A 26,006-nucleotide genomic window follows, 5' to 3' on the forward strand; every position below is an offset into this window, starting at 1 on the left:
TTACAGAGGTCAGACAACTCAAGTATAAACCGTTTACATTCTTGTTGACAATGCCGATTCAAATAATTAGAACCTTCTCTGTATTCCGCCAATCCGGCAAAAAAGCCGCGGCCCCTCTGGCAGCGGCTCCTAAGCGCGCGGATGATACTGTTTGTACACGTCCTTCAGCCTTGTTTTCGTCACATGCGTATAAATTTGCGTGGTGGAAATATCGGCATGTCCGAGCATCTCCTGCACGGCGCGCAGATCCGCCCCGTTTTCGAGCAGGTGCGTTGCAAAGGAGTGCCGGAGCGTGTGCGGTGTCAGCTCTTTTTTAATCCCCGCTTCAAGTGCGATTTTTTTTAGGTTTTTCCAGAATCCCTGACGGCTGATCTGCCTGCCGTGATGATTCAGAAAAAGCGCTTCGGTTACGTTTTTCTTTAATAATTTCCCTCTGGCTTTTTCAATGTATGCTTCTATCGCATGAGAAGCGGCTTCACCAATCGGCACAATCCGCTCTTTCCGCCCTTTTCCGAAGCAGCGGACAAATCCCATCGTCAAATGGACGTCGGATAATTTCAGCTCGATCATCTCGCTGACCCTGATGCCGGTTGCGTACAGCAGTTCAAGCATGGCTTTATCCCTGAGACCGAACGGGCTGTCAAGCTTAGGCGTGTCCAATAACCGCTCAACTTCGTGAAGCGCCAATACTTTCGGAAGCGTCCGCTCTGTTTTTTGTGTTTCAATATGTACCGAAGGATCTTTATCCGCGGCTTTTTCCCTTAACAGAAATTGATGAAAAGACCGGATCGACGCCAAATGCCTCGCAGACGTCTTGCCGGATTTCCCGGAGTCCTTTATATGCTTTAAATATTGAATAATATGAAGACGGGTCACATCATTCCATGAAGTGATCTGAAGGCTTTCAGTTAAGAAGAGAGAATAACTTTTCAGATCACGCTCATAGGACATCATCGTATTTTGGGACAGCCCTCTTTCAACCCTCACATAATGGATGAAATCCTTAATTTGATCCTTCACTCTTGATCTACTCCCCGTTTTGGTAAAAAAAGATCAATCGGCCGAACCAGCCGTCTTTATCCTCTTGTTCCGTTTTGGCCACTTTGACGGCGGAGCCTTCCGGTTTATCGTACCGATGATAGTTTTCATACTCTGAATTCACCCATATCATAGCATAATAGAACAGCGCGGTAAAACCTGTGAACAGAATAAACACTTTGATCGTATCCGCGGCTGTTTTTAGGAATCTGCCCATCTTTCGATCGACCCTTTCTTTTGGCGGCTGTTAGTACACCTTATGCCAATTTCAAAGGCTTTTATACATAAAAACAGCAAAAAACCCTTTCCTGGCAGAAAAGGTTCGTAGGCTTTTACTCTGTTTCATCCCCGCGGCAGCGGTGGCAGATTCCGTGAAAAGTCAATCTATGATCTTTAATTTTAAATTTCCAATCACGTTCAATCACTTCTTCAACGTCTTCAAGCAGATCTTCTTCAATTTCATCGACGGCTCCGCACTCCATACACACCAAATGGTGATGAAAGTGAGCCGCGCCTTCTTTGCGAAGGTCGTAGCGGGATACGCCGTCCCCGAAGTTAATTTTATCAACGACTTTTAATTCTGTTAATAATTCTAATGTACGGTATACTGTAGCGAGACCAATTTCAGGAGATTTCTCTTTTACGAGGAGGTATACATCTTCTGCGCTTAAATGGTCTTCTTCGTTTTCAAGCAGCACTCTTACCGTTGCTTCCCGCTGTGGCGTAAGCTTGTAGCTTGACGAGTGCAGCTGCTTTTTAATTCGATCAATACGGTTTTCCATGTCTTTCCCTCCTACGCCGCATTCCATGACTCATTATAACAAAATACGCGCAGAGTTCCAACTATAATTATTATAAACTGATAAATAAAAGTATTATTTTGTGATAATCATTCTAAAATATGCGTGATGACAGCTTTTCCATAAACAGCGGAGACACGTACGCCTCGAGCAGCGAGGCGATGACCGAGAAGAAAACGATGAGAATCAGCACGAAGGCGTAACGTCCGAACCATTGGATCGGCGCGTCATGAAGGCTGCGTTTGACAAACAGCTGCCGGATCAGTTTCAGTGAAAAAGCGATGGAGCATGTCCCCATGATAAGATACGCCGGAATGAGAACGATGTTTTGCGGCAGAACCGAAATAAATGACAGGAAAAACCCGTTCATCCCCATTTGATTCACTAAAAAACCGACCGTGAAGCCGACGACGATTCCTTTTAAGAACACCATAATGAAAATAACCGGAAGACCGATCACGGAAATACCGAGAATCCACATCAGCCCCAAATATTTCACATCATGAAAGACGGCCTGCCAAAACATTTCTGAAGCGCCGGCATGTTTTCCGTCAGACAGCTGTCCGAAAAACTTGCTTAAATAGTAATACAAATCTTCTTTCTGCGTGATGGTCATGCTGTTGACGATAATCGCCCCGAAAATGACCCCCATTAAAAACAAGACGAACACAAATATATAAAGTGACAGATGATCCTTTACATGGCGAAAAAACAGTTCTTTGTACGATTGTTTTCTCATACCGCTTTCCTCCCGCTAATCTATTGACTTGATTTAGTAGATTGTATGAAAGAAAAGAGAAAACATGACAGAGAAATCATAGAAAGGCGCGAGATTCGGGCATAAAAAAAGAACCCCCGTCATCACTCCGGTGATCATAGGGGTTCCTTTTTTTATGCTTTATTCTTTCAAGCCTGTCTTTTTTGGTTTTCGTCACTCTTTCATGGGTGCTGAAAGACGGCGCCGTCCCCCTTGACAGGACTGCGTCACGCATCCCGTTTCTTTTGAGATGCTCGCGCATTTTTTTCGTTTTGCTCTTCGCCATGTGCCAACCGCTCCTTTTTCCCTTTTCTTTATCATAACAAAAAAATCCAGATGTGTTCATGAATACGGCTCATGTTTCGACCGGTAAGCGCGCAGAGACGTTTTGGCAGATGAATAGCTCCCCATTGCGGCGTATCCGTAAAAAAACCCCATAAAAATCCCCGCATACACGTGTTCATGATGACCGAAAACGATAGACACAACATTTCCGGCAGCAAGGGCAATCGTGGGAACGAATATGCCCGGAACCCGGCAGAACACTTTGATCAGCTGTGTGACGCATAAGACGACCGGCACGCCGATCACAGCATCCCAAATATTTGTATGGATCAGCGGAAAATAATCCACATCGACACCTCTTTATTCCGTCTTTTGCTATCTGTTAGCCTGCCTAAGAATTCCGCTTCCTATTCATGATAAAAAAACAGCACCGGCACATGTCCGGTACTGTAAGAGTTGTTTATTTCCCTGCCGCGGCCCGTTCTACGGCTGCTGATACGGCTTGATGCACGTCCGCATCCAAAGGCTGAGGCACGAGATCGCCGTGTTTCGTGCAAGAGGCGATGGCTTCTGCGGCCGCCACAAGCATTTCATGGTCGATTTTCTTGCTTTTGGCGTTCAGCGCGCCGCGGAAAATCCCCGGGAAGCCGAGAACATTATTGACCGAACGGCCGTCAGCTGCATAAGCGGCCCCGGCTTGTAATGCCTCTTCCGGTTCAATCTCCGGCTTCGGATTAGATAAAGCCAGAATGACGTGTCCTTTTCTGACATCCTCTTTTTTAATGAGACCCGGAACTCCTGTGGTGCTGATCACAATGTCACACGTGTCCATTAATTCTTTGATGCTTCCAAGCGGCTGACCTCCGTACTGAGCGAGGCGGTTCATTGCGTCTTCTGACTTGTCCGTTCCGCAGACCGCTTTGACTCCGTATGCCATAAACATGCGGCAGATGGCGACGCCTGCCGCGCCGAGACCGATCTGACCGACCTTCGCTTCTTTTAAATCAAGGCCGGCGCTTTTACAAGCGGAAATGGCGGCGGCGAGCGTGACGACCGCCGTGCCGTGCTGGTCATCGTGCATAACCGGAATGTCCAGTTCTTCTTTCAGGCGGTCTTCAATGTCAAAGCAGTGGGGCGAACCGATATCTTCAAGCAGAATTCCGCTGAACCCCGGAGAAATATGTTTTACCGTGCGAATGATTTCTTCCGGATCAGAGGTATCGAGCAAAATCGGAATTCCGCTGATACCCGCCAGCTGGTCAAAAAGCGCGGCTTTCCCTTCCATTACGGGCATTCCGGCGACAGAGCCGATATTGCCGAGACCGAGAATCGCCGTTCCGTCGGTGACAATGGCGACAGAATTGCTGATTGTCGTATAGATGGACGCTTTTTCAGGCTCGTTTTCAATCAGTCTGCACACATCGGCGACACCCGGCGTATAAACACGGCCAAGCTCAGCCAGTGTCCGGATCGGCATTTTGCTTTTCATCTGAATTTTGCCGCCTTCATGAGCAGAGAGCACTTCATCTGAGACTGTATGAAGCCGGATGCCTTCACCGAGAGCTTCAATGGCTTGAATGATTTCCTGCAGCTGCTCTTCATTTTCGGCCTGCACCGTGATGTTGCGCATTGTGTAGTTCGGGCCGACTTTAACGGTTTCAACTTCCCCGATATCTCCGCCCATCACTCCGATGGCGGTTGCCACTTTTCCGAGATTTCCGGGAACAGTCGGCGTTTCAATCATTAACGTCCGAATCATATGCTTTGTAATCATGAAATGAACCTCCTAACCCAATTTTTGAGATTGCAAGGATTTTTCTTTCGTGTACCAAATGAATTTCCCCGTGTACCCGTACAATATTGCCAGTCCGATAGATACAAAACTGAGCCACATGAACGGCAGATAAGAAAATGTGGATACGCCGAGAATGCCGGCCATATAGATGCCGTTATCAGACCACGGCACCATCCCTGAAGTAAGCGTGCCGCCCACCTCTGCGTTCCGGGATAAAACTCTTCTGTCAAGTTTCAGTTTATCATAACTGTTCTCCATGATTTTCGGCGTCAGGATCAATGACACGTACATCGCACAGCCGAAAATGTTTCCTAAAAGGGCGACGATCAATGTCGAAAGCGTCACATTTCCCGGTGTGGTCAGCTTTTTCTCAAAAGTTGAGACAATCACTTTTAATACGCCGAGCTTCTCAAGAATTCCTCCAAAACCGAGACCGAACAGGATAACGACTAACGTATCCAGCATACCGGTAATGCCTCCGCGGTTTAACAGGCCGTTTAAAAATTCGACATCCGTTTTAATGGAAAAACCATTATAAGCAGTCGCGATGGCACTGGCAAAATTCATTCCCTGAAAGACGGAAGCCCAGATTGCGCCAAGCAAAGCACCGATGATAATAACGGGCATAGACGGCTTTTTCAAAATCAGAAGGACAACGACGACAACAGCCGGAATGAGCATCCATATATGAATGTCAAACGTTTTCTGCAATGAAGATTTTAAAAATTCCACTTTGCCAAGATCAATATTTTTTCCGCCGTATATAAATCCCGTTACGGTAAACAGAATGGCCGTAATAATATAGGACGGAATTGACAGAAACATCATCGCTCTGACGTGTGACAGCACATCCACCTTAGAAAGCGTGGAGGCAAGCACCGTACTGTCAGACAGCGGTGAAAGCTTGTCTCCGAAGTAAGCGCCGGACAAAACGGCTCCCGCCACGATCGGAAGCGGTATACCCATTCCTTCTCCGATGGCAATCATGGCGATCCCCGCGGTCCCCACGGTTCCCCACGACGTTCCGGTCGCAACGGACATAACGGAACAAATAACCAGTGTGGCCAGAAGGAAAATATGAGGATTAATAAACTCTAAACCATAATAAATTAACGTCGGTACAACGCCGCCGGCAATCCATGTCCCGATGAGCGCACCGACCGAAACGAGAATCAATACCGCTTCAAGACCGTTTGATATGCCGGTGACAATCGAAGCCTGCAAGTCTTTATATGAATATCCCAGCCTGACTCCGAGAATAATAGCGAAAAACCAGGATATTAATAGAGCTAGCTGGATCGGCAGGTCTAAAAACACTGTGAACGATAAGACAAGTGCTAAAAACCCGAATAATAAGATAATAATTTCCAATAAATTTGGCAATCTGGCCTCTTTCACAAGAAAATCCCCCTAGAAGAAAAAAGCTAAAACGCTTTCATCAAATGATATAACAAATTATACTATACTGCCTCATCCCTTTGTATGGCAACCGCCTATTCACTAAAAAACGTGAAAAGGCGGCTGTTGTTGCTTTAAAATTTATTTTTCTAATAGATCTTTTCCGGCAATCCCCGGTTTTGTCATTTCATATGGATTCAAAATGATATCCAATTCTTCTTCTGTCAGTACATCATTTTGAAGACAAAGATCTCTTACAGATTGCCCCGTCATGATTGCTTCACGGGCAATTCGCGCAGCCGCTTCATACCCGAGGTGCGGATTGACCGCTGTAATGACGCCGACGCTTTTTTCCACGTATTGCTTCAGACGTTTTTCGTTGGCTTCAATTCCCGCCAGACAATGATCGGTAAATGAACGGAACCCGTTATTCATGATGCTGATGGATTGAAGCAGGTTAAATACGAGTACCGGCTCCATTACGTTAAGCTCCAGCTGGCCCGCTTCTGAAGCGAGGCAGATCGTATTGTCATTCCCGATGACCTGGAAGGCGATTTGGTTGATCAGCTCTGCCATTACAGGGTTGACTTTCCCAGGCATAATGGATGATCCCGGCTGACGGGCGGGCAGTGAAATTTCCGCAAGTCCCGCGCGCGGACCTGAAGCCATTAAGCGCAGATCGTTGGCGATTTTAGACATGTTCATCATGCATACTTTCAACGCGGCTGAAACTTCCGTATACGCATCAGTGTTTTGTGTGGCGTCAACCAAATGGCCGGCGCCGACAAGCGGCAGTCCGCTGATGTCAGCCAGGTGCTTCACAACCTGTTCTATGTAGCGCGGATCGGCGTTAAGTCCCGTACCTACGGCCGTTGCCCCCATGTTTACTTCATACAGATGCTGGCGGGATTGTTTAATTCGCTTTATGTCACGCTCAAGCACGCGGCTGTATGCTTCAAATTCCTGTCCGAGACGGATCGGCACAGCGTCCTGAAGGTGTGTGCGCCCCATTTTAATGACAGAATCAAATTGTTTCGCTTTATCTTTAAAGACACTGAGCATATGCGCCATCGTATCAAGGAGCTTATCCAAAAGTTTCAAGGTTGAAATATGGATTGCCGTCGGGAACACGTCGTTCGTCGATTGTGACATGTTGACGTGTGTGTTCGGGCTGAGGTGAATGTATTCACCTTTTTTATGCCCCATGATTTCAAGAGCCCTGTTGCCGATTACTTCGTTGGCATTCATGTTCATGGACGTTCCGGCTCCCCCTTGGATCGGATCGACGATAAATTGGTCATGCCATTTTCCCTCAAGAATTTCATCTGCGGCCTGTACAATCGCATTTCCGATTCCTTCATACAGCCGTTTTACATCCATGTTGGCAAGCGCCGCCGCTTTTTTGACGATGGCGAGCGCATTAATCATTTCTTCGTGGATGCGGTAGCCGGTAATCGGAAAGTTTTCTTTCGCGCGCAGCGTTTGTATTCCGTAATACACATCAGCTTCAATTTGTTTTTCTCCGAGGAAATCTTTTTCCTGACGATATTCTTTTTGCGCGTTTGTCATGCTAAAACCCTACTTTCTCTTTGTGGTAGTCATGTTTTTACAGTACAACGTCGTCTGCGATCGGTGTCTCCATAATGTTTTTGACTTCAGCCAAGTTGTGAGACTGGCCGAGCGCCCACATTAATTTCGGCACGATGGCTTCCGTGTTCATATTTCTGGAGCGGATAATGAGATCTTGATTGACTCTTCGGCCGACTTCATAGACGCTCATGTCCTCTCCTTCTTCAAGACATTGTGTCGTAATGACGACGACAATGCCGCTTTCAATCATTTCATTGACTTTGGCGAGAATGTCTCTTCCTTCAAACGGCACGCCGCCGCTGCCGTAGCTTTCAATGACGATTCCTTTGTACATGCCCTTTAATGCGTCAAACATTTCCGGTTTCAGCCCCGGGTGTAGCTTGAGCAGGCACACGTCCGTGCAAAGTGAAGTATTGACCGTAAAAGCATCGTCTTTTGGCATGTGCACTTGTTTGTTGTATTCAATTCCGTTTTCGGTAATAAACGCGATATACGGATAGTTAATGCTCTCAAATGCATCATAGCTTTTCGTTCTTAATTTAATGGCGCGTGTGCCTTGAATGACTCTGCCGTCAAATACGACGTATACGCCGCCCACCCCTTCACATGCGAAGCGGATCGCGTCCGTGATATTTTTTTTGGCATCGGTTTTTTGAAATGTAATCGGGATTTGCGAACCCGTAATGACGATCGGTTTATCAGCATGCTGAAGCATATAAGACAGTGCCGCTGATGTATAGGCCATTGTGTCTGTTCCGTGCGTAATGACGAACCCGTCATATGCGTCATATTTTTCTTTGACAGCATTTGCGATTTCGGCCCAGTATTCAGGCTGCATATTTGTGCTGTCGATGTTCATTAACGAATGGGTTTCCATCGTGTAATCGTTATCAAGTTTTGATACGTAGGTTAACAATTCGTCTGCTTTCACCCCGGGTGCAAGCCCGTTTTCTCCTTCGACTGAGGCGATTGTTCCTCCGGTTGTTAACAGCAATAATTTTTTCATACCCTGCACCTCTTCATCCATTTCTCAAGATGTGTTAAGCATTCGCTTTTCGCATACTTTTAATCAAATTATAGACAGACGAATGAAATTAATCAAGTGATTATTATTCAATTCGCGTACACTTTTGCATATCGATATGATATAATTTGCTCAAGTGAAAAGGAGCGGTTTTGAATATGAATTTAGATCGTTTAACTGAACTGAGAAAAAAGAAAAATTGGTCTCTTCAATATACGGCTGACCGTCTCGGCATCGCCAAAAGCACGTACGCCGGGTATGAATCAGGATACCGGCGTCCGTCATTCGAGGCGCTGGGCACGCTTGCCGATCTGTTTGACACGACGTGCGACGATTTACTCGGGCGCACTGAAAAAAAGGCGGAGCCGTTTGCCCAGACCATCGAATTAACAAACGCCGCACAAGGCCGCGGCACACTGACCGTTGACGGACAGCCGCTGAATCAGGATGAAATCATCGAATTGATTGCGTTTGTCCGCACGAAAAAGAAGGTGCAGGAGGAGCTCCGTTAAAAACCGGCTTTTACGGCTTGATTCTGCCGTACGTCCCTCCGCCCCCGGCCTCAAGGACAAGCTGCCCGGTGCGCGCTTTATGAATGACAGCCGCTATTTTAGGCTGGACGACACGCGCCAATTCCTCTTCTTGCGCCTGATGAAGAATCGCCATCTCCGTCCCGAAAGCCCGCTTCAGTTTTTCTAACGTTTTCGGCCCGACCCCGGGAATGAACTGCAGCGGGATTTGATGAATATACGGCGGCCGCGGCACGCGGCTTTTTTTCGGGCCGCTCAGTTCCTCCAGCCGTTCACTGACCCCTTTTGTCATTGTTTTCCCCCCGCACTCCGGACATGCGGAAGCTCCTTTTTCAACCGGGCTGCCGCAGCGGTCGCAAGCCGTCCGGTAATACTTCCCGAGCTTCGGGTTCAGCCCGTAATTCGCCGTGATTTTTCTTCCGTCCTTCCCTTTTAAAGCCAGCGAAAATTCCGTGAAATTCGCTTCTTTAAGAAGCATTTCATTATATTCTCTGCCGATTTTTCCTAAGGAATGCGCATCAGAATTTGTTAAAAATGTATACGGATCAAGTTCTGTTACCCGCGAAGCCATGTCGGTGTCACAGCTTAACCCGAGTTCCGCCGCGTCAATGAGCGACGGGTCGAAAACCTCTGTCAAAGAAGATCTGACCCCTTTTCCGTACAGGCTTTTATGCGGGGTGAACATATGGGCGGGAATAAACAGCCCGCCCAATTCCTTTGTTTTCCTTTGAAGATTCAAACCGGTTTCATAAATGCGCTGAGAACTGAGATGGATATTTTTAAGCCTTTTTGCGAGCCACTCAGAAAACATCTTCATTTCGGCAAGAGACGGCATAAAGACGAGAACGTGAATCGGCCCGCGGCATGTGTGATCATAGATTTCAAGCTCACTGCCCAACAGAAGCGTCGTATTCCGATACCGGATGCCGCCTTCTTTCAGCTCACGGTATCTGCCTTCATCAATTCCGCGCTCGATTTCTTCTATGACTTCCGGGGAATGGCAGTCGATGATGCCCAATAGTTCAATTCCCTTCCCCTCACTGGCTTCTTCTAAAATCCGGTGCAGCGTCAACGTTTTGGCCCCGGTGATTTTGACCGGTTTTCCCGTATGGGTGCGGCCGACATGAATATGCAGATCCGCATAGATGGTTTTCATCATTTTTCCTTCAGCGCTTCTTTCAGCTGGAGATACTGAATCGCGTACGCCGTTTTTGCGTCATACACCCTGCGGGATTCAATCAGCTTCACGGCCTCTTCAAGCGTGACCTGCATGACTTCGACAAATTCATCCTCATCCAGCTCTCGTTTTTCTTCCAGCGGCGAAAGCCCTTCCGCAAGAAAGAGATGCACGATTTCATCAGCAAACCCGGGTGATGTATAAAAAGCGGTGATTTTCGTCAAGGTTTCCGCCGTATATCCCGTTTCTTCCTCGAGCTCTCTTAACGCCGTATGTTCCGGCTCTTCCCCCTTTTCAAGCTTCCCGGCCGGAATTTCAACGATTGTCCGTTCCAGCGGCTTTCTGAACTGGTTCACCAAAATAATTTTTCCTTCCTCGGTCACCGCAAGTACGGCCACCGCTCCCGGATGTTTGACGATTTCCCGCTTGCTTGTTTTTCCGTTCGGGAGCTCTACATCCTCTAAGTAAAGATCTATGACTTTCCCGTCATACAGCTTTTTTTTCGCAAGTGTTTTTTCTTCTAAATGTTTCATCATGTCATCTCCCGTTCTGTCTCTCTATTATGCCTCATATATTTTATCATACATGCATGAGAGGGAGGTGCTTTTCGATTGAAGGTGTACCGGAAGGATAAGAGTATCGTATTGGTCGGAAAGGCGTGGGAAGTGCGGGCTAAACTGAAAGAATACGGACGGACATTCCGCTATGTCGGAGATTGGATCACCGGGCCTTAACAGTTGAAAACTTCGCGCCTTTATATTACGGTCAATAAAAGACTATAAAAAGGAGCGAAACGATGAGAAAACGCACACTGGGACATTCTGATTTAGAAATAAGCGAAATCGGGCTCGGCTGTATGTCGCTGGGCACGGATAAAGCTAAAGCGCTGTCTATTTTGGATGAAGCGATCGAGCTTGGAATCAATTATTTAGATACCGCTGATCTTTATGATTTCGGCAGAAATGAGGAAATTGTCGGAGAGGCCGTCAAAAACCGCAGGCACGACATCATTTTAGCCACGAAAGCCGGGAACCGCTGGAATGATGATAAAGACGGCTGGCATTGGGACGCTTCCAAAGGATACATAAAAGAAGCGGTCAAAAACAGCCTGCGCCGGCTGAAAACGGACTATATCGACCTTTATCAGCTGCATGGCGGCACGATGGAAGACCATATTGACGAAACGATCGAAGCATTTGAGGACTTAAAACAGGAAGGTGTCATCCGGTATTACGGCATTTCCTCGATTCGTCCGAATGTTATTAAAGAATATGTGAAAAAATCAAATATCACCAGCATTATGATGCAATACAGCCTGCTGGACCGGCGTCCCGAGGAGTGGCTTCCCCTTTTAGAGGAGAACGGAATCAGCGTAGTCGCAAGAGGGCCTGTCGCTAAAGGGCTTCTTACGGAAAAACCGCTTGATCAAGCGGCCGCAAGCGTAAAAGAGAACGGCTATTTAACATATTCTTTTGCAGAACTGGCAGAAACCAAAAAAGCGATCAGCGCTGCCGCACCTGACTTGAGCATGACGGAGCTTTCTCTTCAATACTTACTGTCACAGCAGGCCGTCGCTTCTGTCATCACCGGAGCCAGCTCACTTGAGCAGCTGAGAGAAAACTGTTCGGCTGCAGAGGCCCGGCGTTTAAGCAGCCAGGAAATCAAAGCCCTGCAATACCATACAAAACCGGACGTATACGAAGCCCATCGTTCTTAAATCATAAAACCGGCACCTTTTCAGATGCCGGTTTATTTATATTTGTGCCAATCGAGACTGCTTTCATTCAGCAGCTCTTCAAAGCTTTTATGTTTTTCTTTTTCTTTTCGTTTTCTGATTTGTTCCGCCTTTTGCTGCGCCTGTTTTTTCTCGTCTTCTTCCTTCAGCTCACTTTTCATTTGCAAAAGCCTGGCCTTCAGATCTTCCTCCAGATCGTCTTTTAAGCTGTGTTTTTCTTTAGGCAGCTGCTTTTTCATCATTACGCCCCCCGTATCTGAATATGGTGAAGCAAGTGTACCACGGAGCGCCGGAGGCCGGCAACGTTCACGGTCCTGAAAAGCCGGAGGAAGGATTTTTCATATGAAAGGAGGGTGCCTGTGTGAAAAAATGGCTGGCGGTGTTCGGTTCGGCTTGCGCAGTCTTTTTGGCTGCCGGATTCGCTTTTACGAATCTGATTATGTTTATGAAGAAAAAGACGGATGAAGATATCATGAAAAAAGAAACGGCGGACGGGCATGATAGATTTGATTCCTTTCAGGCCATGGAAAAAGAAGAGGCCGTCATCCTGTCACGCCACGGGTATGAGATCAAAGGCTTTTACATCGCCCCGCATCATACGGCAAACACCATGATTATTTGTCACGGCGTTACCGTAAATTCGTTCAATTCATTGAAATACATGGATTTATTTTTAGATTTAGGATGGAATGTGCTCGTATATGACCACCGCGGGCACGGAAAAAGCGGCGGCAGAACGACGAGCTACGGCTATTTTGAAAAAGATGATTTGGAAGAAGCCGTGAATTGGGTGAGACACAAAACCGGAGACGGCGGTCAAATCGGCATCCACGGGGAATCGATGGGAGCGGTGACGGCCTTATTATACGCGGGCGGGCATCAGGATGAAAACGGCGCTGATTTTTATATTGCGGACTGTCCGTTCGCAAGCTTTCGCGATCAGCTCGCCTACAGGCTGAAGCGGGAGTTCCGGCTGCCTCCGTGGCCGCTTCTGCCTTTGGCTGATTTCTTTTTGCGGATGAGAGAAGGCTACCGTATCCGTGATGTATCTCCTCTATCGGTTATCAGCCGAATCCGGCAGCCCGTGCTGTTTATTCACAGTAAGGAAGATGATTATATACCCTCCGCTTCTTCCGAATTGCTGCACCGCAAAAAACGCGGCCCTAAGATGCTCTATCTGGCCGAATCGGGCGGGCATGCCATGTCGTACACCAAAAATCCGGAGAGCTACCGTAAAGCCGTTCAAACCTTTTTAGATACCATGACGCAAACGTAAAAAAGCGAAAGAACGTATGCTGGTTCTTTCGCTTTCCCGTCATAAAACGTCGGTAATCCCGTCCATATTTTCTCCGATCCAGTCAATGGCGAGGTCGATTGTCGTAAACTCCTGCGCTTTGAAGGTCATCTCATCCTGAAGCAGCCAGACATCCTTCTGAACGGATTCAGCGCCTCCGATGGACCAGTGCAGCAGACTGTACGGGTGGTTGTTGTTCAGAAAGGATACCCACGTTTTATGCTGTGCCGTCTGTTTAATGGCTTTCAGCTTTTGATTCACTTTCCGTTTCTCCCTGCTTTACTAATATGCTCATTCTCGGGCTCAGCATCTCTGCCGGGCTTTTTAAGACGAGCGTTTTTGCCTTTTCATTGTAATCGATTGTCATTTCCTCGTCAAAAAACACTTTTTGTGAGGTCTGGATGTAAAGCGGAAGTCCGTTGGTTTCAATGGCTTCGCATTGTCCCGTTAATTCGTCCGCCAGCCAGATGGTCGGCACGCCGCTCACCGCGCACCCGCAGCCTTCTGCGTCATAGCGGAGCTGCGCTTTTTTCCCCGGGTTGGCGTCCATTGCCTGCTGAAGTGTGTGTTTCGCCGCATCCGTCACATGTATTTGCATAGATGATCCTCCGTTTTTCATTTTCGCCATTGTAGCATACCGAGCCGCTGTATGCATTGTTTCTGCTTTCTTTACAGCAGCCCGCTCTCCCAGACCTTTGCCTCTTGTTCAGCCGCCTTGATCCAGTCATTTTTCCCTTCACTATACTTTGCCATATCGTATGGGTACGTCTTAGCGAGGTGCCGTTTCAGTTCCATGTATTGAGCCGCTTTTTCAGGCTTTGCGGTGAGGTAATCCCGGAACAGCAGATGACGCTTCACGTCCGGATGGCCTGTTTCGTATATGTGAACGTGGTGTGTGCGCTTGCTGCCGCCTTTTTGAAAGAAACGCCGGCCCTCTAGCCCGTTTTCCCCTTTCGCCTCATAGCCGAGTGCTTCCAGCTGCGGACTGAATCGGTCAGCGTCCGAAATATCTTTAACCTCCGCCAGTATATCGATGACGGGTTTGGCGGCCATCCCCGGGATAGAGGTGCTGCCGATGTGGCTGACAGAATGAAGTGCTGGGCCGAAGATTCGGATCAAGTCCGCCTTCTCTCTTTCAAACATTCCTTTCCATTCCGGCTTGTACGGAACAACTTCCGCTTTCCTCTTCGGATAAAGATGAAAAAATGAGAGGGCCAGCCCTTCCGGCGTCTCTATCTGTCCGGCTTCTGTGAAACCTGTTTTTAAATAGAGAGAGACTGCCGGAACGTTTTGGCTGGCGGTAGCCGCCTCTATTTTTTGGGCGTCCCGGTTCTCGTCTATCACAAATTGAATAAGCGCCCGTCCGATTCCTTTCCGAAAGCCGGACGGGTGCACCGTCAGCCTGCATATGACAAGGTCATATCCCTTTTTTTCATACGAAATGACGCCTGCAAGCTGATCTTTTTCCTTGAAACCGGCAAACGTCTCCCGTGACCGCTGTATATCATCGGGTGTTTCATGCAGGGCGGGAATGCCGAAAAAGCCGATCAGCTCTGCTTCTTTTTGATAAGCGCAGCGCTGAACCGCCGCAATTTCCCGCGCGGTCTGTTCTTGTGTATGCTGTAAAAATGTAATCAATCTTCCGCCCCTTTTGACGCAAACATCCGCTGTGACTCCGTCTTCGTAATGCGGACCGCGTACGCTTCATACCAGGCGGTTTTTCCTTTTTGTTTTGCCGCCTGGTGGTCAGTATGATCTTTCCACCTTTTAATCGCTTCCAGGCTGTCCCAGTAGGAAACCGTGATGCCGCAGCCGTTTTCCTCCCGAACGCTTTCCGCGCCTAAAAAGCCCGGCTGTCCGCCTGCCAAATTCATCATGCGCTCTGCCGTATGTTCATATTCCTCATCATATTTTCCCTTTATTGATGAAAAAATGACCGCATAATAGGGCGGTTTGGGCGTGTCAGCTAAAAAACCCATATTCATCCCCCTCTACATATATTTCACAAACAGAATCCGGTCTTCTCCCGGACCGTCATAATTCGCAAAAACAGGGATTCCGTTTACGGTTTTGGTTCCTTTTTCAGCTTCAAAGCCTAATTTTGTATGATAAGCGATTGATACTTTATTGACAGGCGCCGTCACGCAATTGACTTTTGTGCAGCCCCTTTTCTTCACCGTCTCCATAAATCGGTCGTAGAGCTGTTTTCCAATTTGCATTTTTCTGAAATCCGGATGCACACCGGAAAAATGAATGTAGGCTGTCTCAGGGTCTGATTGCGACTGAAAACCGATTAAAAAACCGGTCATTCCCTCCGGCCCGTACGTGATAAAGCTTGTGTCCTGAAAATGTTCAAAAAACAAGCGCGGCAGTTTGTCTTTCATCTGCCTGCCGCCCCACCATTCATTCAAAACAGACGTAACCATTTCATAGTCTTCAGAGGTAATTGTTCGAATATCCATTATCGATTGACTCTCCTTTTCGTCCGGCAAAATGAATGTCAGCTCTTCTCATTGGAATATAAAAAATTATATGTGGGTTGTTTGCAATTGTAAATGATTTCTTTTCAAGCAAACAAATCAGCACGTCTTCCAGCCGGGGAATGATTTACCAGTATAAACGTGGTCATTGTTCGGGTACAATGAAAAACAGAACAAACGTTCCCGGAGGTTTTTTATGGCTGATATTCTTCTTGTAGATATGCAATCGTTTTATGCGTCTGTGGAAAAAGCGGAAGCGCCTCATCTCAAAAGCCGGCCCGTGATTGTCTCGGGAGATCCCGAAAGACGCAGCGGCGTCGTGCTTGCGGCTTGTCCGCTCGCCAAACGATACGGCGTAAAAAATGCCGAACGGCTGTGGGAAGCGCAGGCCAAATGTCCCGACGCCGTTATTGTCCGTCCGCGGATGCAGCGGTATATTGATGTATCCGTCATGATTACCGAACTGTTTGAACGGTATACCGATCTTGTAGAACCCTACTCCATCGATGAGCAGTTTCTCGACGTGACCGGAAGCAGGCGGCTGTTCGGTGATCCTTTTACAATTGCCAAAAGCATTCAGCAAGCGATTATGCGTGAATTCGGAATTTATGCCCGTGTCGGCATCGGGCCGAATAAGGCGCTCGCGAAAATGGCTTGCGACCATTTTGCCAAAAAAAACGCATCCGGCATCCACAGATTGGATATGTCAAATATCAGGCAGGATCTGTGGCCGCTGCCGGTCGGAAAATTATTCGGCATCGGAAAACGAATGGAGCATCATTTAAGACGGATGGGCATCAGCACAATCGGCGGGCTTGCCGGACACCCCGCCGAATTGCTGAAAAAACGCTGGGGCATTAACGGCGAATTGCTTCAGCGGACAGCCCGCGGCATCGATCCCTCTCCGGTCACCGTCAACACGCACAGCCGGCAAAAAGCGATCGGCCATAACATGACCCTCCCGAGAGACTACAGCCGCTTTGAGGATATCAAAGTCGTGCTGCTGGAGTTAAGCGAAGAAGTGGCCCGCCGCGCCCGTTTCAAACAATACATCGGCCATACGGTTTCGGTCAGCATCAGAGGCGCTGATTTTGAATTCCCTTCAGGTTTTCACAGACAGAGAAAGCTGGTGTCTCCGACTAATTTCGGAATGGATATTTTTAAAACGGCGGTCAAGCTCTTCAAAGAGCATTGGAACGGTGAGCCCGTCCGCAGCGCCGGCGTCTCCCTTTCCCAGCTGGAGCCTTGTGATTATGTTCAGCTGAGCCTGTTCGATGCCCAGGAAAAAAAGATCAGTCTCGGCAAAGTATTGGATGATATTCATGAGCGGTACGGCCCTGCGTCGCTCCTCCATGCCGCTTCACTGACAGAGGCCGGCCAAGCCTTTCACCGGGCTGAAAAAATCGGCGGGCATTACAAATAATTTGAGGTGATATACATGAATCCGAACAAATTAACACCCGGGTATAATGTCATGTGGGAATCAAGCCGGATGATGCTGCCCGAACATCGGGAGCAGCTGCTTGCGAAAAAACGAAAAGAACGGGAATTCCGGCCTCCGGAACTGAGCGAAGAGCAACTGAACGACATGAACCGCATCATTGCGGCGTCGATTGAAGAAGACAGGGCCATTTCGGTCACCTACGCTTCCGCACACGGCCCCTGCCGCTTTTGGGGCTGGGTAAAACAAGTGATGCATGACGAAAAGCGTTTAAAAATCATAAACGATGAAGATGCGTTAACGCTGCCGTTTCATCGTATTCTCTCGGCTGAACTGGAATAAAAGCCTAAATTGTCCTGACAGAAAATATGATAGAAGAGTGGGAGGATCACATGATATTTAGTAGAATAAAGATGAATGACAAGAATAGGAGAATATATGATGGATCAATTTATAGAAAAAATGCTGGGACAAGCCCTCCGCCAGTATGGACGGAATGTGTCGACAGATCCGCTGAGCCCCTATGAAAAACAGAGTTTAAAAAAAGCTTTAGAAGAAAGAAGGAATGAAGAACCCGATGAGGATCTCCATGCCCATGTAGAAGATATTATCTACGATTACGTCACCAATCAAGGGCAGTTTTCCTGACACGGACGTTTATGCACCGGGCGATAAGGGAAATGTCCGAGAGTAAACCCTTAAAGATTGCGTGGTGCAGGATATGCCTGTCGGGCCTTATTTCAGGATCGGCTATGCCGTTCTTCTGTTATTTCTCATCATTTACCTCGGAACATTAATAGACTTTTTGTTCCAGCCTGTTGTGATTACAGTTAAAACCTTGTTTCCGCCCATTGTATTATCGGGCGTCCTTTACTATTTGTGCCGCCCGCTCGTCAGAGTGCTGCATGCGAAATTAAAGCTGCCCGAAGGAATCGCGATTTTAGCGATTTATGCGGGAACAGCCGGCCTTTTTGTCCTCTTCCTTTATACGGCGGGCCCTGCCGTTCAAAAACAGTTTACAGCCTTCACAGATCATATTCCGGAGCTTTCCGCAAAAGCTGAAAATTGGATCGGGCATCTCCAGGACAGCAAATGGTTTTCCCGGCTTCAGCATGGGGATTCCTTTAAAAAATTAGCAGACAAAGCCGCAAATTATTCCGGTTCAATCGCTGATTCTCTCAGCAGCCTGGCCGGTACGGCTGCCAATGCCGCCATCACCGCAGCCATTATTCCGTTTGCGCTGTATTACATGTTAAAAGAAGGAAACAAAGCCCCTCGGCGACTGCTGCAGCTTCTTCCGGAAAAACATCAAAAAGAAGGAAAACAAATCCTTCGGGACATGGATGAAGCTCTCAGTTCATACATACAAGGACAGCTGCTCGTCAGTTTCTGTGTCGGCGTTCTCGTCACGATCGGCTATTTTATAATCGGGCTCGATTATCCGCTCGTTCTGGGCGCGTTCGCCATGGTGACAAACCTGATTCCGTTTATCGGGCCTTGGATCGGCACATTTCCCGGAGTCATTGTCGGATTGTTCGATTCACCGACCGAGGCGGTGCTGGTGATTACGGTCGTCGTCATTGTCCAGCAGCTTGAAAGCCAGCTGATTTCCCCGCAAATTATGGGACGGAAGCTGGACATTCACCCGCTGACCATTATTTTTCTTCTGCTTGCCGCCGGCAAATTCTCAGGAATTGCCGGGATGCTTCTGGCCATTCCGGGATATGCGGCCGCAAAAGTGGTCATAAGCCACATGCAGAAACTATTCATTCTCAGAAAAAAAACAAAGCTAGGAGAGAAATGATTCATCCCCCATGTCTTCACATCGGTCAAAATGAAAAAACGGCGGGCTGAAGAAGCCCGCCGCACACAGGTAAAAAAGATGAACATCGGTGATGTCATTTTTCAATTGATTTCATTTATTGCAGCCGCATTTTTCCTGTTTGCCGTGATATACGTATTCAGAAGCTTGAACAAGCGCCGCATACAATTGGACAGAATCGAAAAGAAACTCGACGCGCTGCGCGAAGAAAAAAACGAAAAGTTATAGTTCATTCAGAAGCAGGAGCAACGAGCTCCACTTTTATCCGATCCGGGTCCTCCGTGTATACGGCGTAATGCGTGCTTCCGCCTGCATATGGATGGCGGTCCCTGTAAAGCACGGGGCATCCTCTGGCAAGCAGCTTTTCTGTCATCTCGTCAACCTGCTCTTTTGATGCAGCATGAAAAGCCAGATGGTTCAGCCCGACCCGGCATCTGTGGTACTCCGGTGTTAAAAAACGCTCCTCTGTCTGTACAAGCACAACATAAAATCCTGCGTTTTTCCAGCTGATGCCGGAGTCCCAATTTTGAAATTCCCTATAACCGAGCTCACCTAAAAACCATCCCCAAAACCGGGCGGAGGCTTTCAAGTCAGATACATACAACTCAATATGATGCATCATAATATTCGCTTCCTCCTCCCATTACACCCGCCTTACCAGCACCTCTTCAACTTTATGGCCATCACCTTTTCTCAAAATCAAATCCGATCTGAATTTTGTCGGCAGGATATTTTCATACAGATTCGGACGGTTGACGCTCTCCCAAATGGAGGCGGCCATGGTATCCGCTTCTGCATCAGACAAATCCTTAAATTTATGAAAATAAGAAGCCGGATCCTGAAAAGCGGTTTCTCTTAAGAGGCGGAAACGCTCCAAATACCACGTGAAAATCCGGCTTTCTTCGGCATCCACATAGATCGAAAAATCAAAGAAATCCGATACAAAAATCCGCGGATCTTCCCTGTCGTCCTCTAAGGTCGGCGACTGCAGGACATTGATTCCTTCGATAATAACGATATCCGCACCTTCGACAACCTCGACGGCGCCCTCTTCCCTGTCATACGTAAGATGGGAGTATACGGGCGCCTCCACTCTCTCTTTCCCCGACTTTATATCGTTCAGAAACTCAAGCAGCGCTTTCACGTCGTAGCTTTCCGGGAATCCCTTTCTGGACAGAAGGTTTTTCCTTTTTAATTCCGCCGTCGGATACAAGAAACCGTCGGTTGTCACCAGGCTCACCTTCGGCCTGTCCGGCAGACGGGAAAGAAGCTTTTGCAAAATTCTCGCCGTCGTGCTTTTGCCGACGGCGACGCTGCCCGCGATTCCGATGATAAACGGGATTTTCGCTGAATGCGGATGCTTCAGAAACACATTGACATGCTGATTCCGTCTTGCGGCAGACGTGACATGAAGATGGAGCAGGCGCACAAGCGGAATGTAAATCGTTTCTACTTCTTCCACCGACAGGTAGTCATTCAGCCCCTCTACGGCCTTGGCTTCTTCCTCTGAAACGGCAATGGAAAGATGGCCGCCGAATCCGGCCCACGACTCGCGGCTGTGCTGCGTATACAATGTATGTAAGTTCAATTCTTTACTTTTCACAATTCACACCAATCTCTCTGTATGGCTTTCCGATAAAAAAACAAACGCTTACAAAGATTGTAACGGAAAACCGCTTCACTGTCTGCCCATTTTTTTCAAAAATGAGGAACCGATCCGGCTGTACTCTTCCATTTCCTCCTCCGGAACCATGCTTCCGCCGGTGCTCCACACAAGGTGCACGGCATTTTCCATCTCAAGCCCCCGCTCTTTTATATAACGGTTTCCGGCTTCGGTCTGAACGACCTTGACGGCCCCGGCCAGTCCGGCGAGTGCAGAGGGTTCAAGGCTCTTATTCTCGGCCGCCCTTAATTGATAAAGCAGCGAAAAAAGCGTGCCGTCATCGGCGGTATAACAGCCGCTGAGTATAGGTTCCATCAGAGGGCCGGCCAGTCCGGACGGCCTTCCCACCGCAAGTCCGTCGGCGGCCGTTTGATTATCAAGACCGATATCCTGCACGCTGATTCCGTCATGCAAGCCGGAAAACAGTCCTAACAGCATACACGGTGAATGCGTCGGCTCACCGAAAAAAATATGGACATGCTCGCCATAGATCAGCTTTAGCGCAAGCGCGACGCCCCCTGGGCCTCCTCCGACCCCGCATGGCAAATAAACGAAAAGCGGTTCATCTGCATCAGGCTTTATGTTCATTTGATCGAGCTGCTTTTTCACACGGCTTCCCGCAACGGCATACCCCAAAAACAGATCCCGGGAATGCTCATCATCAATAAAATAACAATAAGGGTCCTGCTTCGCCTGCATGCGCCCCTCTTTGACAGCCAGACTGTAGTCTGCTTCATATTCGATGACGCGAACCCCCTTTTCCCGGAGCAGCTCCTTTTTCCACTGCTTTGCGTCACTGGACATATGAACGGTCACACAAAAGCCGAGCTTCGCGCCGATTATGCCGATACTCAGACCTAAATTGCCCGTAGAGCCGACGGCTATAGAGTATTTTGAGAAAAAAGCGGTAAACCGTTCTTCAGTCAATATGCTGTAATCGTCGTCTGCTGAGAGCATTCCCGCTTTTACCGCGAGATCTTCGGCATGCTTCAGCACTTCGTAAATCCCGCCGCGCGCTTTAATGGAACCGGAAATCGGAAGTTCGTCGTCGCATTTCAAAAGCAGACGCCCGGGGAAAGCCTGAGCGGCGCTGTGTTCCAGATGCTTCTTCATTTCATTAATCAAGACAAGCGGAGATTCAATGAGGCCTCCCTCCGCTTCCGTCTCCGGAAAAGCCGACGCGATATAAGGCGCAAACCGGCGCAGCCTTTCTTCCGCTTCGGCAATCTCCTTTTTCCATTCAGCGCCATGCTTTACTGGATCATCGGTTTTATGCGGATTGATCCAAAATACTTCACGCGCCTCCGCCATTTGCCTGACTAGAGGCTCTGCCATCAATGCCTTGTGTATATCCCGGTCGGACATTCCTTTTTCCCCCTTGTTACTTTTTCTTTAATGCGCGGCCGGCCAGTTTTTCTGTAAACGATGGGAAAAGCTGATACAGCTTCGTCCCGAGGCTCATCCATCGCGGAAGATTCATTTCCCGTTTATCCGTCAGAATCACGGATGTAATGCGCTCTGCCACATGGTCGGCATCAAGCATCCATCTGCCGACGCTTTTCACATAACCGCCCTCTTTATCTGCAATTGTAAAGAAGTCTGTTTTGATCGGACCGGGATTAACCGTTGTCACAGCTACACCCGTACCGGCCAGCTCAAGCCGCAGCGCATTGGAATACCCTAACACGGCGTGCTTCGTTGCAGAATAAAGGCTTGATTTCGGCGTCGCCAATTTGCCGGCCTGTGAGGCGATATTGATAATATGGCCGCTTTTCGCATGAAGCATCACAGGAAGACAGGCCTTCGTACAGGCGATTAATCCGAAGACGTTGACTTCAAACATTGCCTTCATATCATCCAAAGATGAATCAGCGGCCGTTTCAAAAATGCCGAAGCCGGCGTTGTTGATTAATACGTCAACATGACCGATCAAACGCCTTACGTTTTCAGCCTCTTCTGCATACCGGACGTCAAACGGAACGACATCACACTGTCCGCCGCACGCGGTAATCGTCTTTTTCACTTCCTGCAAGCGGTCCTCCCGCCTGGCGGATAAAAAAACATGAGCCCCTTCTGCCGCGCAAGAATATGCAAGCCGTTCTCCGAGTCCGCCGGATGCTCCGGTGATCCAAATCCGCTTATCCGTTAATCTGCTCATTTCCTTCACCCCTTCACAGCTTTAAACTTCAGAGTGTTCCCCGACTGAAAGGATACAGCCTTCCCTTCGGCGGCCAGCACGTCAAGATGGCCGATCGTTTCTGACATCGTTAAAAACAATTCATTTTCATACACAGCCGGAAACAGCCGCCGGCATACCTGGAAAGCCGTCAGTGTTTCCTCTGACAACAGGCGCAGCACATATTCCGACCGATTTCTCTGTTTTTCAAGCCGCCTGTCAAAAGCAGGCTTCACGTCTGTCAGCAGATCGCCGTGTCCCGGATATAAAAAGGACGGGTTTACGTCATACAGCCGCTTCATTGAGTTCAAGTAGTCGAGCATCGGGGCCGCGCGCACGCCCCCCTTTTCCGGAGCTTCCAGAATCGGATTGGTGGAGCTGTTGGACAAAAGCAGATCGCCGCTGAACATTTCACCGCTTTTTTCATGGTAGAGCGCAATGTGAGAAGCGGCATGACCCGGGATTTCGAGCACCGTCCAGCCGTTAAGCCCGTCAATTTTTCCGCCTTCCCTCACTGTTTTCGTTAACGGACGGTTTGCAGAAAATAAGTATGACAGCTTAACTGTTTTATGTATGTCTTCGGGCGTCAGAGGAACGCCCATTTCTGTCATAAGCGACAGAAAAAAATCCTCCTGCCGGGCGATATACGACTGGTTCTGAGTAATGTACCTGTCATTCAGCGGATGTCCGATCACTTCCGTATCCTCAGAAAAAAGGTGCAGCAGACCTGAATGATCTGCGTGATGATGAGTGAGCACCACCTGTTCTATATCCGCCGCAGAAACCCCGTGTTCCTTAAGCTGCAATGAGAGCGATTCAGCCGCTTCCTTTGTATTCGGGCCGCAATCAATAAGGGTTAGGGCTTCATCTTTTACTAAATAAACGATAACGTCGCCGACTGCAAACGGAGTCGGCACACGTATCGGAATGATCTTTCTCGCTGCCATGTTTACGCTCCTTCGTTCTTTTCATTCCTGAATAATCATATTTTAGCGTTTTCTTTTCACTGTGTCATTATTGCCGCATATCGGAAAAAAAGATTGACATCCCGCTCTTGCGCATAGCATAATGAACAACAAACTAGAAAACACGGAACGCGATGACGAGGAACTAGTATATAAACAACGGCAGCAGAGAGCAATGTCCCCGGCTGAAAGACATTGCGGCCCTCTTGTTTACAGAACCTGCCCTCAGAGCGGTTAGGAAAACCTAAACGTATCCCCTCGTTACGGGATTTGAGCTGAGCACGGCTGATTCGTGCTAATGTAAGGTGGTACCGCGAAACCTTTTCGTCCTTTTTGACGGGAAGGTTTTTTTGTGTTTTGAGAAGAAGGAGGATTTATATGAAGAAAATCGGTTTTATCGGGGCCGGATCAATGGCGGAAGCAATGGTGAACGGACTGCTGCAAAGCGGGATGACAGCCCCCGGACATATATATATGACAAACCGGTCAAATGACAGCCGGCTTGAAGAGCTCCAAAAAACGTACGGAGTGAAACCGTGCCGGGATAAAGAAGAGTTTTTCAGCAATACCGACATTATCGTTCTCGCCTTTAAACCGAAAGATGCGGCAGAAAGCATTGAGAACATTCGCGAATACGTGAAAGATCAGCTTGTGATTTCTGTCATCGCAGGGCTGACGATTCACACGATTCAGCAATATTTCGGCAGAAAGCTCACCATCATCCGGGCGATGCCGAATACATCCGCGGCCATTCAGCAATCGGCGACCGGTTTTTCCGCAAGCTCCGAGGCGAGTGAAGCTGAAATCCGGACGGCAAAAGAGCTTCTGGAAACAATCGGAGAAGCGACGCGCTTTGAAGAAAAACACCTTGATGCCGTCACAGCCATTGCCGGAAGCGGTCCCGCCTATGTGTACCGGTATGTCGAAGCAATGGAAAAGGCCGCCCTTCAAGCCGGCCTGCCGGAAGAAACGGCAAAAGAGCTGATTTTACAAACCATGGCCGGGGCGACGGAAATGCTTAGAACAAGCAGCAAACGGCCTGAACGCCTGCGCAAGGAAATCACAAGCCCGGGCGGCACGACTGAAGCAGGCCTTCGCGCATTAGAAGAGCGCCGCTTTGAAGAAGCCATCATGCACTGCATCGCAGAAACCGCAGCCCGGAGCGCCGAAATTAAAGAACAATTCGCAGGCTCCGTTCTGCAAAAGACGGACCAGTGATAAAGCATGGGGCTTCCCATGCTTTTTTCATTCTGTTTAACTGCCGTATAAGCGGCTGATTCTCTCTTTTACTTCAGGAAGATGGAATGTGGCTTCGTGCATGTTCACCTCTTCCTCAACCGCTTTTGTCAGCTCTCTTTTGATCCGTGCCGTCACATTGGTTTTCAGCGCAACCAGTGAGGCTCTCGGTTTATCCGCCAGCAGCCGGGCTAATTCGCGGCCTCTTTGAAGGACGTCTTTTTTCGGCAGCACTTCAAACGGAACTCCCCGTTTTTCCAGAGCGGCGCCGCTGAAATTCGCGGCAGTAAACAGCATTTCTTCCCCGAGGACAATTCCCAGTTTTTCAGGCACAATATACGTCGCGCCCATTCCCGGTGTAAATCCGTACTTCATATAATTACAAGAATAAAAACTCTCTCTGCTTAAAATCACAAAATCCGAGCTCAGACCGATCGTAAAGCCGGCTCCGATCGCATGCCCCTGCATGGCGGAAATCACAGGGATCCTGCAATCCAATAAAAGACTGTGAAGCTTTAAATCTGTAAATTGGAGCTTTCCGCTCTGAATGGTCAAAAGCCCCTCCTGCGTTCCTCCCGTGCAGAAATAATTTCCGTAACCCGTCAGAAGGACGGTTTTATAGGACGGGTGGGCATTGATGTCTTGGAATACCCGGTGCAGCTCTCTGACAAACTCTTCTGACAGCCCGTTTTTCCCGGCCGTATCCTGCATTGTGACCTGCACAATGCCCGGTTCTGTTTCCTGTACATCAATCATTGGATTCATGTTTATTCTCCGTTTCTTTAAAAATACTCAAGCCT

33 protein-coding genes and 1 pseudogene are annotated in these 26,006 nt (G+C 48.3%); 10 read left to right on the forward strand and 24 right to left on the reverse strand.

Going from position 1 to position 26,006, the window contains the following annotated elements; all coding sequences use genetic code 11:
• Window positions 1–129: 129 nt before the first annotated feature.
• From xerD to NYE28_RS12495, 10 genes are all read right to left on the reverse strand, one after another.
• Window positions 130–1,020 carry a site-specific tyrosine recombinase XerD gene (gene xerD, locus NYE28_RS12450; RefSeq protein ID WP_007612347.1) on the reverse strand — a complete coding sequence of 297 codons (891 nt, stop codon included), beginning with the start codon at window positions 1,018–1,020 and terminating at the stop codon, window positions 130–132.
• Window positions 1,021–1,027: 7 nt separating this feature from the next.
• Window positions 1,028–1,255, reverse strand: a complete 228-nt coding sequence (locus NYE28_RS12455) for a YqzK family protein (RefSeq protein ID WP_015240136.1) — start codon at window positions 1,253–1,255, stop codon at window positions 1,028–1,030.
• 115 nt (window positions 1,256–1,370) lie between these two features.
• Window positions 1,371–1,820 carry a ferric iron uptake transcriptional regulator gene (gene fur, locus NYE28_RS12460; RefSeq protein WP_003153330.1) on the reverse strand — a complete coding sequence of 150 codons (450 nt, stop codon included), beginning with the start codon at window positions 1,818–1,820 and terminating at the stop codon, window positions 1,371–1,373.
• Window positions 1,821–1,932: 112 nt separating this feature from the next.
• Window positions 1,933–2,577 (reverse strand): stage II sporulation protein M, encoded by a 645-nt coding sequence (gene spoIIM / locus NYE28_RS12465; protein ID WP_007409404.1) that lies wholly within the window; start codon window positions 2,575–2,577, stop codon window positions 1,933–1,935.
• A 76-nt stretch (window positions 2,578–2,653) separates the two neighbouring features.
• Window positions 2,654–2,881 (reverse strand): hypothetical protein, encoded by a 228-nt coding sequence (locus NYE28_RS12470; RefSeq protein WP_012117898.1) that lies wholly within the window; start codon window positions 2,879–2,881, stop codon window positions 2,654–2,656.
• 56 nt (window positions 2,882–2,937) lie between these two features.
• Window positions 2,938–3,228: a hypothetical protein gene (locus tag NYE28_RS12475; protein WP_003153325.1), complete on the reverse strand. Its 291-nt coding sequence runs from the start codon at window positions 3,226–3,228 to the stop codon at window positions 2,938–2,940.
• 112 nt (window positions 3,229–3,340) lie between these two features.
• Window positions 3,341–4,654: an NAD-dependent malic enzyme gene (locus NYE28_RS12480; protein WP_007409402.1), complete on the reverse strand. Its 1,314-nt coding sequence runs from the start codon at window positions 4,652–4,654 to the stop codon at window positions 3,341–3,343.
• A gap of 12 nt (window positions 4,655–4,666) precedes the next feature.
• The gene (gene nhaC / locus NYE28_RS12485; protein WP_033574746.1) at window positions 4,667–6,073 is read right to left on the reverse strand and encodes a Na+/H+ antiporter NhaC; all 1,407 of its coding nucleotides are present in this window, start codon (window positions 6,071–6,073) and stop codon (window positions 4,667–4,669) included.
• Between the two features lie 141 nt (window positions 6,074–6,214).
• Window positions 6,215–7,642 (reverse strand): aspartate ammonia-lyase, encoded by a 1,428-nt coding sequence (aspA, locus tag NYE28_RS12490; protein ID WP_003153322.1) that lies wholly within the window; start codon window positions 7,640–7,642, stop codon window positions 6,215–6,217.
• Between the two features lie 37 nt (window positions 7,643–7,679).
• Window positions 7,680–8,669 carry a type I asparaginase gene (locus NYE28_RS12495; RefSeq protein ID WP_003153321.1) on the reverse strand — a complete coding sequence of 330 codons (990 nt, stop codon included), beginning with the start codon at window positions 8,667–8,669 and terminating at the stop codon, window positions 7,680–7,682.
• Window positions 8,670–8,845: 176 nt separating this feature from the next.
• On the opposite strand from NYE28_RS12495, the gene NYE28_RS12500 reads away from it, so the two are divergent.
• Entirely contained in the window at window positions 8,846–9,199 is a 354-nt protein-coding gene (locus NYE28_RS12500) for a helix-turn-helix transcriptional regulator (RefSeq protein WP_007409399.1), read from the forward strand.
• Window positions 9,200–9,209: 10 nt separating this feature from the next.
• On the opposite strand, the gene NYE28_RS12505 is transcribed toward NYE28_RS12500, so the two are convergent.
• Together NYE28_RS12505 and NYE28_RS12510 are read right to left on the reverse strand one after the other, a co-directional pair.
• Entirely contained in the window at window positions 9,210–10,373 is a 1,164-nt protein-coding gene (locus NYE28_RS12505; protein ID WP_033574748.1) for a TIGR00375 family protein, read from the reverse strand.
• On the reverse strand, window positions 10,373–10,927 hold the full coding sequence (locus NYE28_RS12510) for an NUDIX hydrolase (protein WP_003153317.1): 555 nt from the start codon (window positions 10,925–10,927) through the stop codon (window positions 10,373–10,375). Before NYE28_RS12510 ends, NYE28_RS12505 begins: the two co-directional genes overlap by 1 nt.
• Window positions 10,928–11,005: 78 nt before the next feature.
• Between NYE28_RS12510 and mciZ the strand changes: the two genes are divergently transcribed.
• The gene (mciZ, locus tag NYE28_RS12515; protein WP_003153315.1) at window positions 11,006–11,128 is read left to right on the forward strand and encodes a Z-ring formation inhibitor MciZ; all 123 of its coding nucleotides are present in this window, start codon (window positions 11,006–11,008) and stop codon (window positions 11,126–11,128) included.
• 62 nt (window positions 11,129–11,190) lie between these two features.
• Window positions 11,191–12,111: an aldo/keto reductase gene (locus NYE28_RS12520; protein WP_225046395.1), complete on the forward strand. Its 921-nt coding sequence runs from the start codon at window positions 11,191–11,193 to the stop codon at window positions 12,109–12,111.
• A 32-nt stretch (window positions 12,112–12,143) separates the two neighbouring features.
• On the opposite strand, the gene NYE28_RS12525 is transcribed toward NYE28_RS12520, so the two are convergent.
• The gene (locus NYE28_RS12525) at window positions 12,144–12,368 is read right to left on the reverse strand and encodes a YqkE family protein (protein WP_007409396.1); all 225 of its coding nucleotides are present in this window, start codon (window positions 12,366–12,368) and stop codon (window positions 12,144–12,146) included.
• Window positions 12,369–12,490: 122 nt separating this feature from the next.
• Here NYE28_RS12525 and NYE28_RS12530 point away from each other — a divergent pair, with 122 nt between their 5' ends.
• On the forward strand, window positions 12,491–13,405 hold the full coding sequence (locus tag NYE28_RS12530; RefSeq protein ID WP_342490083.1) for an alpha/beta hydrolase: 915 nt from the start codon (window positions 12,491–12,493) through the stop codon (window positions 13,403–13,405).
• Between the two features lie 39 nt (window positions 13,406–13,444).
• Here NYE28_RS12530 and NYE28_RS12535 read toward each other — a convergent pair whose 3' ends face one another.
• The 5 genes and pseudogenes from NYE28_RS12535 to NYE28_RS12555 all read right to left on the reverse strand — a co-directional run bounded on the left by NYE28_RS12535 (window position 13,445) and on the right by NYE28_RS12555 (window position 15,885).
• On the reverse strand, window positions 13,445–13,684 hold the full coding sequence (locus NYE28_RS12535) for a DUF2552 family protein (protein ID WP_003153307.1): 240 nt from the start codon (window positions 13,682–13,684) through the stop codon (window positions 13,445–13,447).
• Complete coding sequence (locus NYE28_RS12540) at window positions 13,659–14,021, reverse strand: iron-sulfur cluster biosynthesis family protein (RefSeq protein WP_014305346.1); 363 nt, start codon at window positions 14,019–14,021, stop codon at window positions 13,659–13,661. Before NYE28_RS12540 ends, NYE28_RS12535 begins: the two co-directional genes overlap by 26 nt.
• Window positions 14,022–14,095: 74 nt before the next feature.
• Window positions 14,096–15,061, reverse strand: a pseudogene (locus NYE28_RS12545) (GNAT family N-acetyltransferase); the annotation flags it as partial.
• The gene (locus NYE28_RS12550; RefSeq protein ID WP_015240143.1) at window positions 15,058–15,402 is read right to left on the reverse strand and encodes an antibiotic biosynthesis monooxygenase; all 345 of its coding nucleotides are present in this window, start codon (window positions 15,400–15,402) and stop codon (window positions 15,058–15,060) included. The pseudogene NYE28_RS12545 and the gene NYE28_RS12550, both read right to left, overlap by 4 nt.
• Window positions 15,403–15,414: 12 nt before the next feature.
• Entirely contained in the window at window positions 15,415–15,885 is a 471-nt protein-coding gene (locus NYE28_RS12555) for a GNAT family N-acetyltransferase (protein ID WP_012117908.1), read from the reverse strand.
• A 214-nt stretch (window positions 15,886–16,099) separates the two neighbouring features.
• On the opposite strand from NYE28_RS12555, the gene NYE28_RS12560 reads away from it, so the two are divergent.
• From NYE28_RS12560 to NYE28_RS12580, 5 genes are all read left to right on the forward strand, one after another.
• Complete coding sequence (locus tag NYE28_RS12560; protein WP_015417758.1) at window positions 16,100–17,326, forward strand: DNA polymerase IV; 1,227 nt, start codon at window positions 16,100–16,102, stop codon at window positions 17,324–17,326.
• A gap of 15 nt (window positions 17,327–17,341) precedes the next feature.
• Window positions 17,342–17,686 carry a YolD-like family protein gene (locus NYE28_RS12565; protein ID WP_327954709.1) on the forward strand — a complete coding sequence of 115 codons (345 nt, stop codon included), beginning with the start codon at window positions 17,342–17,344 and terminating at the stop codon, window positions 17,684–17,686.
• A 99-nt stretch (window positions 17,687–17,785) separates the two neighbouring features.
• Window positions 17,786–17,992 carry a YqzH family protein gene (locus NYE28_RS12570; protein ID WP_003153294.1) on the forward strand — a complete coding sequence of 69 codons (207 nt, stop codon included), beginning with the start codon at window positions 17,786–17,788 and terminating at the stop codon, window positions 17,990–17,992.
• Between the two features lie 73 nt (window positions 17,993–18,065).
• Entirely contained in the window at window positions 18,066–19,148 is a 1,083-nt protein-coding gene (locus NYE28_RS12575) for an AI-2E family transporter (RefSeq protein WP_033574766.1), read from the forward strand.
• A 78-nt stretch (window positions 19,149–19,226) separates the two neighbouring features.
• Window positions 19,227–19,394: a DUF4083 family protein gene (locus NYE28_RS12580; RefSeq protein ID WP_007409388.1), complete on the forward strand. Its 168-nt coding sequence runs from the start codon at window positions 19,227–19,229 to the stop codon at window positions 19,392–19,394.
• 1 nt (window position 19,395) lies between these two features.
• Here the strand turns inward: NYE28_RS12580 and NYE28_RS12585 are convergent, their stop codons facing one another.
• From NYE28_RS12585 to NYE28_RS12605, 5 genes are all read right to left on the reverse strand, one after another.
• Window positions 19,396–19,785: a VOC family protein gene (locus NYE28_RS12585; RefSeq protein WP_025284959.1), complete on the reverse strand. Its 390-nt coding sequence runs from the start codon at window positions 19,783–19,785 to the stop codon at window positions 19,396–19,398.
• Window positions 19,786–19,809: 24 nt separating this feature from the next.
• Window positions 19,810–20,769, reverse strand: a complete 960-nt coding sequence (coaA, locus tag NYE28_RS12590; protein WP_003153290.1) for a type I pantothenate kinase — start codon at window positions 20,767–20,769, stop codon at window positions 19,810–19,812.
• A 75-nt stretch (window positions 20,770–20,844) separates the two neighbouring features.
• Entirely contained in the window at window positions 20,845–22,194 is a 1,350-nt protein-coding gene (gene dsdA / locus NYE28_RS12595) for a D-serine ammonia-lyase (protein WP_038464056.1), read from the reverse strand.
• A gap of 16 nt (window positions 22,195–22,210) precedes the next feature.
• The gene (locus NYE28_RS12600) at window positions 22,211–22,987 is read right to left on the reverse strand and encodes an SDR family oxidoreductase (protein ID WP_012117914.1); all 777 of its coding nucleotides are present in this window, start codon (window positions 22,985–22,987) and stop codon (window positions 22,211–22,213) included.
• A 5-nt stretch (window positions 22,988–22,992) separates the two neighbouring features.
• Window positions 22,993–23,952, reverse strand: coding sequence for an MBL fold metallo-hydrolase (locus tag NYE28_RS12605; RefSeq protein ID WP_025284961.1), 960 nt, complete (start codon window positions 23,950–23,952; stop codon window positions 22,993–22,995).
• Between the two features lie 396 nt (window positions 23,953–24,348).
• Here NYE28_RS12605 and proC point away from each other — a divergent pair, with 396 nt between their 5' ends.
• Window positions 24,349–25,188, forward strand: a complete 840-nt coding sequence (gene proC / locus NYE28_RS12610; protein WP_012117916.1) for a pyrroline-5-carboxylate reductase — start codon at window positions 24,349–24,351, stop codon at window positions 25,186–25,188.
• Window positions 25,189–25,224: 36 nt separating this feature from the next.
• Here proC and NYE28_RS12615 read toward each other — a convergent pair whose 3' ends face one another.
• Window positions 25,225–25,971, reverse strand: a complete 747-nt coding sequence (locus NYE28_RS12615) for a polyketide synthase (RefSeq protein WP_015240152.1) — start codon at window positions 25,969–25,971, stop codon at window positions 25,225–25,227.
• Window positions 25,972–26,006 lie beyond the last annotated feature (35 nt).

It is taken from the genome of Bacillus sp. FSL R5-0443 (genome assembly GCF_038608285.1).
GTDB lineage: Bacteria > Bacillota > Bacilli > Bacillales > Bacillaceae > Bacillus > Bacillus velezensis.